The organism is Starkeya nomas (assembly GCF_902703545.1).
Taxonomy (GTDB): Bacteria; Pseudomonadota; Alphaproteobacteria; order Rhizobiales; family Xanthobacteraceae; genus Ancylobacter; species Ancylobacter moscoviensis.
This window is the reverse complement of sequence record NZ_CACSAS010000001.1, coordinates 1,719,998-1,732,856: the sequence shown is the minus strand read 5'-3', so window position 1 is coordinate 1,732,856 and position 12,859 is coordinate 1,719,998. Positions and strand designations below refer to the sequence as shown.

Annotated in this window: 11 protein-coding genes; 8 read left to right on the top strand and 3 right to left on the bottom strand. The window is 67.9% G+C overall.

All coding sequences use genetic code 11. The features are described from left to right. Positions 1-40: 40 nt before the first annotated feature. The 8 genes from STARVERO_RS08365 to STARVERO_RS08330 are packed head-to-tail and all read left to right on the top strand — an operon-like array spanning position 41 to position 9,259. On the top strand, positions 41-1,339 hold the full coding sequence (locus tag STARVERO_RS08365; protein ID WP_159598514.1) for an extracellular solute-binding protein: 1,299 nt from the start codon (positions 41-43) through the stop codon (positions 1,337-1,339). A 38-nt stretch (positions 1,340-1,377) separates the two neighbouring features. After that, positions 1,378-2,271: a carbohydrate ABC transporter permease gene (locus tag STARVERO_RS08360; RefSeq protein WP_159598513.1), complete on the top strand. Its 894-nt coding sequence runs from the start codon at positions 1,378-1,380 to the stop codon at positions 2,269-2,271. 1 nt (position 2,272) lies between these two features. Further along, a complete protein-coding gene (locus tag STARVERO_RS08355) occupies positions 2,273-4,561 on the top strand; it encodes a propanediol/glycerol family dehydratase large subunit (protein ID WP_159598512.1) in 2,289 nt (762 codons plus the stop codon). Next, the gene (locus STARVERO_RS08350; protein WP_144342453.1) at positions 4,558-4,974 is read left to right on the top strand and encodes a diol dehydratase small subunit; all 417 of its coding nucleotides are present in this window, start codon (positions 4,558-4,560) and stop codon (positions 4,972-4,974) included. The genes STARVERO_RS08355 and STARVERO_RS08350 overlap by 4 nt, the downstream gene beginning before the upstream one ends. A gap of 16 nt (positions 4,975-4,990) precedes the next feature. Then, positions 4,991-6,076: an ABC transporter ATP-binding protein gene (locus tag STARVERO_RS08345; RefSeq protein WP_159598511.1), complete on the top strand. Its 1,086-nt coding sequence runs from the start codon at positions 4,991-4,993 to the stop codon at positions 6,074-6,076. Continuing rightward, positions 6,073-6,852 carry an SDR family NAD(P)-dependent oxidoreductase gene (locus STARVERO_RS08340; RefSeq protein ID WP_144342455.1) on the top strand — a complete coding sequence of 260 codons (780 nt, stop codon included), beginning with the start codon at positions 6,073-6,075 and terminating at the stop codon, positions 6,850-6,852. Before STARVERO_RS08345 ends, STARVERO_RS08340 begins: the two co-directional genes overlap by 4 nt. A 29-nt stretch (positions 6,853-6,881) precedes the next feature. After that, positions 6,882-7,940 (top strand): phosphotransferase, encoded by a 1,059-nt coding sequence (locus STARVERO_RS08335; protein ID WP_159598510.1) that lies wholly within the window; start codon positions 6,882-6,884, stop codon positions 7,938-7,940. Positions 7,941-7,942: 2 nt separating this feature from the next. Then, positions 7,943-9,259, top strand: coding sequence for an aspartate aminotransferase family protein (locus STARVERO_RS08330; RefSeq protein ID WP_159598509.1), 1,317 nt, complete (start codon positions 7,943-7,945; stop codon positions 9,257-9,259). A gap of 31 nt (positions 9,260-9,290) precedes the next feature. Here STARVERO_RS08330 and STARVERO_RS08325 read toward each other — a convergent pair whose 3' ends face one another. The 3 genes from STARVERO_RS08325 to STARVERO_RS08315 form a co-directional block, all read right to left on the bottom strand. Next, positions 9,291-10,895 (bottom strand): FGGY-family carbohydrate kinase, encoded by a 1,605-nt coding sequence (locus STARVERO_RS08325; protein WP_159598508.1) that lies wholly within the window; start codon positions 10,893-10,895, stop codon positions 9,291-9,293. Between the two features lie 2 nt (positions 10,896-10,897). Beyond that, positions 10,898-11,626 (bottom strand): SDR family oxidoreductase, encoded by a 729-nt coding sequence (locus STARVERO_RS08320; RefSeq protein WP_159598507.1) that lies wholly within the window; start codon positions 11,624-11,626, stop codon positions 10,898-10,900. 170 nt (positions 11,627-11,796) lie between these two features. Then, positions 11,797-12,834, bottom strand: a complete 1,038-nt coding sequence (locus STARVERO_RS08315; protein WP_200837899.1) for an NAD(P)-dependent alcohol dehydrogenase — start codon at positions 12,832-12,834, stop codon at positions 11,797-11,799. Positions 12,835-12,859: the final 25 nt, after the last annotated feature.

Genomic DNA, 12,859 nt, shown 5'->3' with positions numbered 1-12,859 from the left:
CAAACGCCCGCAGTCGAACCATCCAGAAAAGGGAACTGTCATGACACGCGTGAAATTTGGCGGTTGTGCCGCCACGATCGCTCTCATGCTCGCCGCCGGGCCGGCCCTTGCCGCCAGCGACGTCTGCAAGGGCTCCGACATCAACATCCTGATGGAGACAGTGCCGGACACCGAGGCGCTGAGCAGCCTGAAGGGCGAATTCGAGAAGGAATACGGCGCCAAGGTCAACATCGAGGCGGTCAACTACTCGCTGATGCACGAGAAGCTGGTGCCGAGCCTCACGGCGCCGACGTCGAGCTACGACGTGCTCGTCGTCGACAGCTACTGGGTCGGCGAGTTCAAGACCGCCGGCTGGATCAGGGATCTCGACGAGCTGATCGCCCGCGACAAGATCGACACCGGCATCTATTTCCCCGCCCTGATGGCGCTGAACGGCAAGGTGCAGGGCAAGACCTACATGCTGCCCTTCTGGCAGTACGCCATGGGCATCCTGTACCGGAAGGACATCGTCGAGGACCCGGCCTTCCAGGCGGCCTACAAGGCCGAGTTCAAGCGCGACTGGCGCCTGCCGACCACGCTGGAGGAGTTCTCCGAGGTGGTGAAGTGGGCCGGCAAGTACAAGGACATGCACGGCATCGCCATGGCCGCCCAGCGCGCGGACCCGGTGGTGATGGAGGCGACCAACTACCTCTTCGCCGAGGGCGGCGACTTCTACGACCGCACCACCTGGAAGCCGACCATGGACAGCCCCGAGGCGACCAAGGCGGTGACGGTCTATGCGGACCTTCTGAAGACCGCCGCGCAGCCTGGCGCGCTCGGCGCGAACTTCGACGATGTCGCCAATACGCTCAAGCAGGGCAAGGCGATCTTTGCGATCAGCTACCTCTTCCTGTTCCCCACGATGGAAGACCCCAAGGACTCGACCGTGGTCGGCAAGATGGGCTTCGCGCCTGTGCCGGGCAAGGACAGCTTCCTCGGCGCCTGGGGCTGGGCCGTGCCGACCAACGCCAAGAACCCGGACTGCTCGTGGGAGTTCCTGAAGTGGGTCGAATCCAAGGATGTCGCCTACAAGCGCGCCCTTGCCGGTGGCCAGCCGACCCAGATGTGGATCTACGAGGACGCCGAGTTCCTGAAGAAGTGGCCGGCCATGTCGCAGGTGGGTATCGCCCTCGAACATTCGAAGGGCCTGCCGATCATGTCCCGCTCGACCCAGCTCGTGGAGACCTTCGCCGAGGTCATGGGCTCGGTGCTCGCCAACGGCGTCGCTCCGGCCACCGCGCTGGAGGAATCGCAGGACAAGTTCGGTCGCCTCGTGAAGGGCGATCCGCTCCTTAAGTGACCTGACCCTCGTACCGCAGCTTTCAGGGGCGCGATCCCATGACCCTCGTCGCAGCGACCGCCGGCACCACCCCCCGCCGGCACCGCAATCTCGCGCAGTACATCTTCGTGGCGCCAACCGTGATCGTGTTGGCGCTGGTCGTGGCCGCGCCCCTGATCTACTCGATCTATCTGAGCTTTCAGGAATACATCATCACCTACGGCATGGGCGATTTTGCCGGCCTCGGCAACTACATCGCCGTGCTGTCGGACGACTTCGCCAATGTCTCGTGGGTGACGCTCAAGCTCACGGCGCTGTGCGTGGCGATCGAGTTCATCGTCGCCTTCGGCCTCGCTTTGCTGCTCAACCAGCCGCATCTGCCCGGCCGCTCCTTCTATCTCCTCGTGCTGATGATCCCGGTGCTGATGACGCCGGTGGCCGTCGCGCTGATGTTCCGGCTGATGTTCAATCCAACTCTGGGCATCGTGAACTGGCTGATCGGGCTCGCCGGCATCCCGCCGCAGGGCTGGTTCGGCGATCCCAACCTCGCGCTCGGCACCGTCGTGTTCGTCGATGTCTGGCACGAGACGTCGCTGATGCTGCTCATGCTCTATGCCGGCCTCAAGGCCATGCCGAGCGAGCCGGTGGAGGCCGCGCGCATCGACGGCGCCAGCCGCCTGCAGATCCTGCTCTACGTCACCTGGCCGCTGATGAAGCCGGTGATCATGGTGACGCTGCTCATCCGCATGATCGCGGCGCTGAAGAGCTACGACCTGATCTACATGCTGACCCAGGGCGGGCCGGGCAAGGCGACGGAGACCATCTCCTTCTACGCCTACCGCCTCGGCTTCCGCTTCCTCGACATCGGCCAGGCGGCCGCGGTCTCCTTCATCCTGCTGATCGTTGTCACCATCCTGACGCTGGTCCTGCTGCGGACCATGCGGGAGGCGTGAGATGAGCGAGGCTCCCAACAGTTCCAACCGCTGGCGCCGCTTCGGCGAGTGGGATTCCCGCCCGCTGCGCCAGGACCTGTTCGCGGCGGAGAATCCGGAGGCCGGCTTCTCGGTGTTCCGCAGCCCCCACGACCCCGCCCCCTCGCTCACCGTCGAGGGGGGCCGGGTGACGGGGATGGACGGCAAGGCGGCCGGCGACTTCGACATCATCGACGCCTTCATCGCCGCCCATCACATCGATCCCGCCATGGCCGCTGTCGCCATGGCGATGGATCCGGGCGAGATCGCCCGCAAGCTGGTGGACATCAACGTTCCCCGGCAGGAACTGGAGGCGCTCGCCCGCGGCCTGACGCCGGCGCGCCTCGCCGAGGTCGTGGGCCGGTTGTCGGCGCTCGAGATCGCCTTCGCCTATTCGAAGATGCGCCAGCGCCAGACCCCCGGCAATCAGGCCCACGTCACCAACGCCAAGGACGACCCGCTCCAGCTCGCCGCCGATTCCGCCACCGCCGTGGCGCTCGGCTTCGACGAGATCGAGACCACCATGCGCGTCGCCTCGAACGGCTGGGCCAACGCGCTCGCCTGCACGGTGGGCGCGGCGGTCGGGCGGGGAGGGGTGTTGTTCCAGTGCTCCATCGAGGAGGCGGAGGAGCTGCAGATCGGCCTCGCGGGCCTCGCCTCCTATGCCGAGACCGTCTCCGTCTACGGCACCGAGCGCGCCTTCATCGACGGCGACGACACGCCCTGGTCCAAGGCGCTGCTCACCGCCGCCTATGCCTCGCGCGGCATCAAGGCGCGCTGCACCTCGGGTGCGGCGGCGGAACTGCTGATGGGTTTCCACGAGCAGCGCTCGCTGCTCTATCTCGAAGCGCGCTGCCTGTGCCTGCAACGGGCGATGGGCGTGCAGGGCACGCAGAACGGCGGCATCGACGGCGCCCCGCTCACCGCCTCCATGGCCGGCGGCGTGCGCGAATTGATGGCGGAGAACCTCATCGCCGTCTGGCTCGGCCTCGAATGCGCCTCGGGCAACGACACCCGCACCAGCGAGTCGGAGATCCGCGTCGGCGCCAAGATCACGCCCTATCTGCTCGCCGGCTCGGACCTCATCTGCTCGGGCTTCGGCTCGGTGAAGAAGTACGACAATTCCTTCAACGCCTCGCTCTTCAACGGCGAGGAGATCGAGGACTATCTCGTCCTCCAGCGCGACTTCGAGACCGATGGCGGGCTCACCCCCGTCGACGAGGACCAGGTGCTCGGCCTGCGCGTGCGCGCCGTCGAGGCGCTGGCGGCGGTGATGGACGAGCTCGGCCTCGGCAAGGTCCCGCGCGAGCGGATCATGTCGGTGGTCTTCGCCTCCGGCTCGCAGGAGACAGAGAGCTTCACCGCCGGCGAGGTCACGCCGATCAGCGCGGCAATCAAGGCGCGCGGCATCACCGCCGTGGACGTGGTGCGCGCGCTGGCGGCGCGCGGCTATACCGAGGAGGCGGAGAACCTTCTCCTCATGCTGCGCCAGCGCATCTCCGGCGATTATCTCCAGACCTCCGCCATCGTGCGCGACGGACGCGTCATCAGCGCCGTCAACGATCCCAACGACTATCACGGCCCGGGCACCGGCTACCGCATGCCGGAGGCGCGCTGGCAGGCGGTGCAGGGCATCCGCAACGTGCTGACGCGTGACCGCGTGCTGGCGGTGGAGGATATCGGCGAGGCCGGCGAGTCCGACTGGCTGCTCCCCAGGGGGGAGGCGGTGCGGGGCACGGCGCCGCACGAGGTGGTCATCGGCGTCAGTCCCGGCTTCGGCCGCCAGCTTCACCGCACCACGGCCGGCCATAGGCTGGAGGAGGTCGTCGCGGCCCTCGTCGGTGGCGTCGAGGCGGGCGGTGGCACGGCGCGCATCGTGCGCATGCTGCACACGGCGGACACGTCTTTTCTCGGCCTCGCCGCCGCGCGGCTCTCGGGCTCGGGCTACGGCATCGGCATCCAGGCCAAGGGCACCACGGTGCTGCATCAGGCCGACCGCATGCCGCACCTCAATGTCGAGCTGTTCTCCAATGCCCCGCTGACCGGCCTCGATCATTACCGGGCGCTCGGCCGCAACGCGGCCCGCTACACCCATGGCGAGGCGCCCGAGCCGGTGGTCGTGCCGGTGCAGGGCGAGGCTCTGGGCGCCCGCTTCCATGTGCGCGTGGCGCTGCTCTATGCCATCGAGACCGCCCTGACCGACCCCGCCGCCACGCCGGTCGAGCTCGACTATCGGCCTCCGGCCGGCGCCGACAGGAGTGACCGCCCATGAGCGACGTCGATCTCTATCCCGTCGCCGAGAAGGCGCCGGAACAGGTGAGGACGCCGACCGGCAAGCCGCTCTCCGCGCTGACGCTGGAAGCGGTCATGTCCGGCGAGGTGGACGCGCGGGACGTGGCGATCACGCCCGAGGCGCTGCTGCTTCAGGCGCGGATCGCCCGTGCCGCCGGGCGGGTGACGCTGGCGGAGAATTTCGAGCGCGCGGCGGATCTCGTGCGCGTTCCGCAGGACCTCATCCTCGACACCTACGAGCTGCTGCGGCCGGGCCGCGCGCGCGACGCGCAGCAGCTTCTCGACCGGGCGGCGCAGCTGCGCCGCGACTATGGCGCCGAGCGCGTCGCCGCCCTGATCGAGGAAGCCGCGGCTGTCTACACGCGCCGCGGGCTTTTCGTGAAACGTTATTGAGCAGGGAGCACTGGCCTTGGCAGGCGTAACGATACGGCAAGTCTCCAAGCATTTCGGACCCGTCCGGGTGCTGGATGGGCTGGACCTCGAGATCAATGACGGCGAATTCGTCGTGCTGGTCGGCCCCTCGGGCTGCGGCAAGACCACCCTGCTGCGCATGATCGCGGGGCTGGAGTCGGTCTCCGGCGGGCAGATCATGATCGGCGAGCGCGACGTCACCTGGGTCGCGCCGAAGGACCGCGACATCGCCATGGTGTTCCAGTCCTACGCGCTCTATCCGCATATGAGCGCGTCGGAGAACATGTCCTTCGGCCTGAAGCTCAGCAAGACGCCCAAGGGCGAGATCGAGAGCCGCGTCGCCGAGGCGGCGCGCATGCTGAAGATCGAACACCTTCTGGAGCGCAAGCCGCGCGAGCTTTCCGGCGGCCAGCGCCAGCGCGTCGCCATGGGCCGCGCCATCGTGCGCCGGCCGGCGCTGTATCTCTTCGACGAGCCGCTTTCGAACCTCGACGCCCAGCTCCGCACCAGCATGCGCACCGAGATCAAGCGCATGCACCTCGCGGAGAAGAAGACGGTCGTCTACGTCACCCACGATCAGATCGAGGCGCTGACGCTGGCGGACCGCATCGTGGCGATGAACAGGGGCGAGATCCAGCAGATCGGCTCGCCGGACGATCTTTACAACCGCCCGTCCTCGGTCTTCGTCGCCTCCTTCATCGGCTCGCCGTCGATGAGTTTCCTGCGTGGCAACCTCGTCGATGGCGGCCGGGTCGCGCTGGAAGGCGTCGCCACACCCCTGCCGCTGCCGCCGGCCTTTTCCGGGCTTGCGGCGAAGGCCGGCACGCCGGTCCTGCTGGGCTTGCGGCCGGAGGCTTTCGCCTACGCGCCCGAAGGCACGGGCTTCTCCATTGACGTGCAGGTGAACGTGGTCGAGCCCTGCGGCGCGGAGGTCTATGTGATCGGCGAGGTGGCGGGGCAGGAAATCACCGCCCGCTGCGTGCCCGGCCGGGTGCCGCCGCTTGGCGCGGCCGCGCGCTTCGAGATCGCGCTCGACCAGATCCACCTCTTCGACGCGGCAACGGAATGGAGCCTGCGGCCATGACGAGCCTCCTTGAGAACCGCATCGCCATCGTCACCGCCGCCGGGTCCGGCATCGGCCGCGCCGTCGCCGCGGCTATGGCGCGCGAGGGCGCGGTGGTGATCGCCACGGACCGCGATGGCGCCGCCGCCGCCGAAAGCGCGCGTCTGGCCGGTGGCAAGGCCGTGGCGGCGACGCTGGACGTCGCGGACGAGGCCGCCATCGCCGCGCTGATCGAGAACGTCCACGCCAAATACGGGCGCATCGACATCCTCCACAACCATGCCGGCCTGCAGGTGGCCGGCGGGCTGGAGGAGATCGATGGCGGTCAGCTCGACCGCTCCTGGGCGATCAACGTCCACGCGCAGTTCGCCGCCTGCCGCGCGGTGATGCCGATCATGAAGCAGCAGGGCGGGGGCGTGATCCTGAACACGGCTTCCAATGCCGGCGTGTTCCTCGACAAGGGCATGCTCGCCTACATCACCACCAAATCGGCGGTGATCACCATGACCAAGCAGATCGCGCTCGACTATGCGCGTTTCGGCATCCGCGTGAACGCCATCTGTCCCGGCTGGGTGGATACCGCCTTCAACGATCCCTACACCGCCCAGCTCGGCGGGCGCGGGGCGCTGGAGAAGGTGGTGTCCGGCATGGTGCCCATGGGGCGCTTCGGCCAGCCCGGGGAGATCGCCGAGGCGGCGGTGTTCCTCGTCTCCGACCGTTCCTCCTACATCACCGGCCATGCGCTGGTGATCGATGGCGGCGAATGCCTGGCGGGCGGTGCCAACTCCACCCCCTGATCCGGCAGTGCATGTTGCGAGTGTCTCCTATGTCCCATGTCCTGACGACCGCCCCCGCGGCGGGTTCGCTGGCGACCCCTTCGCCCTCGCTCACGCCGTCCGAGGTCGAGCGCGTCGTGCTCGACCACTACGGGCTGGCGGGCGAGGCGCGCCTGCTCACCTCCGAGCGCGACCAGAATTTCCGCTTCACCACGCCGGCGGGCGAATCCTTCGTGGTCAAGGTCACGAACCCCGCCGAGGACCGGCTGGTGACGGATTTCCAGACCAAGGCGATGCTCCACATCGAGGCGCGCGATCCCACGCTGCCGGTGCCCTGCATCCGGCGCACCCTGCTGGACGAGCCAGCCTTCGTGTTGCAGGCGGATGGGCTCTCCATGGTGGTCCGCATGATCACCTGGCTCGACGGCGTGCCGTTGCATCAGGTGGAGCGCTCCAGCGGCCAGCGGCGGGCGCTGGGCGCGCAGCTCGCCCGGCTCGGCCTGGCGCTGGCGGATTTCCGCCATCCGGCGGCCGACCATTTCCTGCAATGGGACATCAAGCACGCCGCCGGCCTGCGCCCGCTGCTCTCCCATATCGAGGACGACCGGCGCCGGGGTCTCGCCACCGCCTTCCTCGACCGCTTCGATGCCGTGGCGGCGCCGGTGCTGCCGACGCTGCGCGGCCAGATCGTCCATAACGACCTGAATCCCTACAACGTGCTGGTGGCGGCCGACGACCACGACCGCATCACCGGCATCTTCGACTTCGGCGATCTCGTCGAGACGGCGCTGGTCAACGACGTTGCGGTGGCCGCGAGCTACCAGATCTCGCCCGCCGGCGATCCGTTCGACGGGGTGGTCGAGTTCGTCTCGGCCTATTGCTCCGTCCGGCCGCTGGAAGAGCGGGAGATCGCGCTCCTGTTCGACCTGATCGCGGCGCGCATGCTCACCACGGTGGCGATCACCAACTGGCGGGCGCTGCGCTACCCCGAGAACCGCAGCTACATCCTGCGCAACAGCCCTTCCGCGTGGGACGGGCTGGAGCGCTTTGCCGTCCTCGACCCCGGCAAGGTCCGGGATCGCCTCGCCGCCGCCTGTCTGGGGAACTGACGATGTCCATGGTCAACGCCTTCGATCCCGATGCCGATACGGGCCTGTCGTCCGATGAGCGGGAACTGGTCCGGCGCCGCGAGAAGCTGCTCGGCCCGGCCTACCGGCTGTTCTACCAGAAGCCGGTGCATCTGGTGCGTGGCGAAGGGGTGTGGCTCTACGATCCGGCGGGCGAACGCTACCTCGATGTGTACAACAACGTCGCCTCGGTAGGTCATTGTAATCCAAGGGTTGTTGAGGCGCTGACACGGCAGGCGTCGACGCTCAACACCCACACGCGCTACCTGCATGAGACCATCCTCACCTACGCCGAACGCCTACAAAAAAAAGTGCCGGGTGAGCTTGGGCATATCATGTTCACCTGCACCGGCTCGGAGGCGAACGACCTCGCTCTACGCGTCACCCGCGCCTATACGGGCCGGCGGGGGATGATCGTGACGAAGCTCGCCTATCACGGGCTGACCTGCGCGGTGTCCGAACTCTCGCCCTCGCTCGGCGAGTATGTGGAGCGTGGGCCGCATGTGCGCCTCGTTCCGCCCCCGGACAGCTATCGGGGCGAGGTCGATGTCGGGAAGGCGTTCGCGACCGGCGTGCGCGCGGCCATTGCCGACATGCGCGCCAACGGCATCGAGCCGGCGGCGCTGCTGGTCGACACCATCTTCTCCTCGGATGGCGTCTTTGCCGATCCGCCCGGCTTCCTGCGCGAGGCGGTAGAGGTGATCCGCGCCGCGGGTGGACTCTTCATCGCCGACGAGGTGCAGCCGGGTTTCGGCCGTGTCGGCCCCGATTTCTGGGGCTTCGCGCGCCATGGGCTCGTGCCGGACATGGTGACGGTCGGCAAGCCGATGGGGAATGGGCACCCGATGGCCGGCGTGTTCATGAAGCCGCATCTGGTCGAGGAGTTCGGCCGCAAGGCACGCTATTTCAACACGTTCGGCGGAAATCCGGTGGCGTGTGCGGTCGGGCTTGCGGTGCTCGACGTGATCGAGGGCGAAGGACTTCCCGAACGGGCGCGCGACGTCGGCGACTATATGCGCGCCGGCCTGCGCGATCTTGCCGGCCGCTACGAGGCGATCGGCGACGTGCGCGGTGCGGGCCAGTTCACCGGCCTCGAACTGGTCGAGGACCGCGCCAGCAAGGCACCGGCCGCAGCGTTGACCACCCGGATCGTGAACGGCCTGCGCGAGCGTCATGTGCTGATCAGCGCCACCGGACCTGGTGCCAACATCCTGAAGATCCGCCCGCCGCTGGTCTTCACCCGGGAGCACGCGGATATCTTTCTCGACCGCATGGCCGACGTGCTGAAGGCGTCCGTCTGAGGGCTTCAGGACGGGCGCGAAAGCGCGCCCGTCAGCCGCGCAGACTGCGATAGGCGGACTGCAGCGTCTCGAAGGCGGTGAAGCGGCGCTCGTGCCAGGCGTGGGTCTCCGCGTTTGGCGGATAGACGACCTCGATTTCCGACATGGCCGACATCGCCGCGTCGAAGCACTCGTAGCGGCCGGCGGCGACCGCGCCGAGCACGGCGGAGCCGAGCAGAACCGGCTCGGGTGCGCTGACGGCGGCAATGTTCACCTTCGCCGCATCGGCCAGCACCTGACGTACCAGCGCGCTCTGGCCGGCGCCGCCGGAGACGACGACTGTTCCAGTTCTCACACCCTTCGCCGCCTGTGCGTCGAGGATCTGCCGCAGGCCGTAGCCGATACCGGCGAGGCCGGCCATGTAGAACCCGACGAGGCTGCCGAGGCTTTCGTCCATGTCGAGGCCGGCGACGATGCCGCGTGCCAAATGGTCGGCGAAGGGAGCGCGGTTGCCGAGGAATTCGGGCACCACGTGCAGGGTGCCGACGAGTTTCTCGATAGCCGCCGCACCGCCCGCCGCCTCGGCCTGATTGGCGAGCCATACATTGAGGTTCAGACCTTCGGCTTTGGCCAGTTCCGCCGCCTGCGGCGCGGCAGGATGCAGGCGCACGAGGCGGTCGATGGCGGCGCCGGCCGCCGACTGGCCGCCCTCGTTCAGCCAGAAGCCCGGCACCATGGCCGAGCGATACGGGCCCCACACGCCCGGTACGAAGGCGGGTTCCGTGGTGGTGAGCAGGGTGCAGGCCGAGGTGCCGAACACATAGGCCATGCGGTCTAGAACGCCGCCATCACCGCCGCGCGCCCCGACCGTGCCGATACCGCCGGCATGCGCGTCGATAAGGCCCGCCGCGACGGCGGTGCCGGGCAGGAGGCCCAGTTCCTCGGCGGCCTTCGCCGTCAGTCCGCTGCCGAGCGGGGTGCCGGCGGCGACGATTTGCGTGCCTATCCGCGCGAAGCCTTCATCGGCGAGCGCGCCAAGCCCGACGCGGCGGAAATAGCTCTCGTCCCAACGCTGCTCATGGGCGAGATAGGTCCATTTGCAGGTGACGGTGCAGACCGAGCGGGCGAGGCTGCCGCTGGCCTTCCAGGTGAGGAAGTCGGCGAGATCGAGAAACTGCCACGCGCCCCTGAAGCTTTCCGGTAGTTCCTCGCTCAGCCAGAGCAGCTTCGGCGTCTCCATCTCGGGAGAGATGGTGCCACCGACATAATCGAGCACCGGGCTGCCCAGAGCGTTGATGCGGTCGGCCTGGCCGGTGGCGCGATGGTCCATCCACACGATGATGTTGCGTGTGGGGTCGCCATGGCGGCCGACGGGGATCGGGCGGCCTTCGGCGCCCAGCACGACGAGCGAGCAGGTGGCGTCGAAGCCGATGCCCTTCACATCTGCCGCCGTGATGCCGGCGCGGGAGACCGCTTCCCGCACCGTCGCGCAGACGCCGGCCCAGATATCGTCGCTCGACTGCTCGACGACATCGCCCTGTTCCTTCCAGATACGGATGTCCCGCTTGGCGACGGCGAGCTGCTTGCCGTCCCCGTCGAAGATGCCGGCCCGCACGCTGCCCGTGCCGACGTCGATTCCCGCGAAGCATCCGCTCATCGTCAGAGGTCCGTTCCGTTCGGCAGGATCACCAGATCGCGAATGGTGACGTTGCGCGGCCGGGTGAGCATGAAGATCACGCTGTCCGCCACTTCCTTTGCTTCCATCAGCGCGCCGGATGCAAGAGCCTCGTCAAGCTTGGCCTGCGGCCAGTCCTTGATGAGGGCGGTGACGACCGGCCCGGGAAGCACGGCGCCGACGCGCACACCGTGCTTCGCCACCTGACGGCGCACGGTGTGGACGAAGGCCTGCACGGCAAATTTCGAGGCGGTGTAGACCGGCTCCCAAACCACCGGCACGACGCCGGCGATGGAAGAGGTGAAGATCACGTCGCCCGTTTTCCGCTCCACCATGTGCGGCAGCACCGCCTGTACGGTGCGGAAGGCGGCGTTGACGTTGAGGTTCAGTACCCGATCCCACACGTCCGGATCGCCGTCCACCACGTCGCCGCCGATATAGGCGCCGGCATTGGCGTGGAAGATGTCGAGCTGCCCGCACGTGGCGAGGATCTGCGGAACCATCGTCGCGACGCTCGCCGGATCGAGCAGGTCGACGACCACCGGCACGGCCCTTTCGCCCAGATCGGCGCAGATGGCCTCCAGCGCGTCCGCGGCGCGATCGACGAGGACGACGGTGGCGCCTTCCTCAAGCATGGCGCGGGCGCATTCGAGGCCGATGCCCGATGCGGCGCCGGTGATGGCGGCAACCTTGCCCTCAAGCCGGTTTCCCATGTGAAACTCCGAATGGGGTTGGTGTGGAAGCGCTGGAAGCTGTTCTTTCCCTCTCCCCATTGGGGAGAAGCGGCCCGCGAAGCGGGTCGGTGCGGGGCTCTAACGATTGCGGAACGTCGAGCCCCTTCACCCCAACCCTCTCCCCGACGGGGAGAGGGAGTTTGAGGCGCTCAGCCGCGCAGGCGGATCTGCAGCTTGACGTCGGTCGCGAGGCCCTTGGCCGCACGATCGAAGGCTTCGATGCTGCGAGCGAAATCGAAGGTCTCGGAGATCAGGGGCTTGAGGTCCACCTTGCCGGACGCGATGAGGTTCACCGCACGGTCGAAGTTGTTGGCGTAGCGGAAGACGGTCTCGATCCGCGCTTCCTTGATGATCGCCGCCGCGACGTCGAACTTCGTCGTCTCGACCGGCATGCCGATCAGAACCAGCGTACCGCCGGGGCGGACGATGTCGAAGATGCCCTCATAGGCGCGCGGGCTGCCGCTGGCTTCGAACACCACATCCGCGCCCCAGCCTTCGGTCTCGCGGGCGATGACCTCGGCGAGCGGGGTCTCGGTGATGTTCACCGGGTGGATGCCGGGATACTGGCCGGCGATGGCGAGCTTCGGCGCGCTGAGATCGGAGATGTAGACGCGCGAGCAGCCGCCAGCGAGCGCGGCCAGTGCCGTCATGATGCCGATGGGGCCGCAGCCGATCACCACGGCGACATCGCCGGGGGTGATGCGCGCCCGCGTCGCCGCCTGCAGGCCGACCGCGAAGGGCTCGACCATCGCGCCTTCGGCGAAGGAAACGTTGTCCGGCAGCTTGTAGGTGAAGGCGGCGGGATGGACGACCTCGGGGGTGAGCACGCCGTGCACCGGCGGCGTCGCCCAGAAGCGCACGTCCGGATCGACATTGTAGATGCCGAGCTTGGTGGCGCGCGAATTCATGTTCGGCACGCCCGGTTCCATGCAGACCCGGTCGCCGACCTTGAGGTTCTTCACATTGGTTCCCACCGCCACGATGGTGCCGGCGGCCTCGTGGCCCAGCACCATCGGCTCGCGCACCACGAAGGAGCCGATGGCGCCGTGGGTGTAGTAGTGGACGTCGCTGCCGCAGACGCCGACCGTGTCGATGGCGATCTTCACGTCGTCCGGGCCGACCTCCAGCGGGAGGTCAATGTCACGAAGGGAAAGCTCGCCCTTCTTTTCGAGAACCAGTGCCTGCACCATGGGGCTTGTCCTGTTGGAGCTG

What these genes read in the sequence shown, in the direction of transcription:
- STARVERO_RS08365 (WP_159598514.1), top strand. Translation starts at nt 41, where the DNA reads ATGACACGCGTGAAATTTGGCGGTTGTGCCGCCACGATCGCTCTCATG.
- STARVERO_RS08360 (WP_159598513.1), top strand. Translation starts at nt 1,378, where the DNA reads ATGACCCTCGTCGCAGCGACCGCCGGCACCACCCCCCGCCGGCACCGC.
- STARVERO_RS08355 (WP_159598512.1), top strand. Translation starts at nt 2,273, where the DNA reads ATGAGCGAGGCTCCCAACAGTTCCAACCGCTGGCGCCGCTTCGGCGAG.
- STARVERO_RS08350 (WP_144342453.1), top strand. Translation starts at nt 4,558, where the DNA reads ATGAGCGACGTCGATCTCTATCCCGTCGCCGAGAAGGCGCCGGAACAG.
- STARVERO_RS08340 (WP_144342455.1), top strand. Translation starts at nt 6,073, where the DNA reads ATGACGAGCCTCCTTGAGAACCGCATCGCCATCGTCACCGCCGCCGGG.
- STARVERO_RS08335 (WP_159598510.1), top strand. Translation starts at nt 6,882, where the DNA reads ATGTCCCATGTCCTGACGACCGCCCCCGCGGCGGGTTCGCTGGCGACC.
- STARVERO_RS08330 (WP_159598509.1), top strand. Translation starts at nt 7,943, where the DNA reads ATGTCCATGGTCAACGCCTTCGATCCCGATGCCGATACGGGCCTGTCG.
- STARVERO_RS08325 (WP_159598508.1), bottom strand. Translation starts at nt 10,895, where the DNA reads ATGAGCGGATGCTTCGCGGGAATCGACGTCGGCACGGGCAGCGTGCGG.
- STARVERO_RS08320 (WP_159598507.1), bottom strand. Translation starts at nt 11,626, where the DNA reads ATGGGAAACCGGCTTGAGGGCAAGGTTGCCGCCATCACCGGCGCCGCA.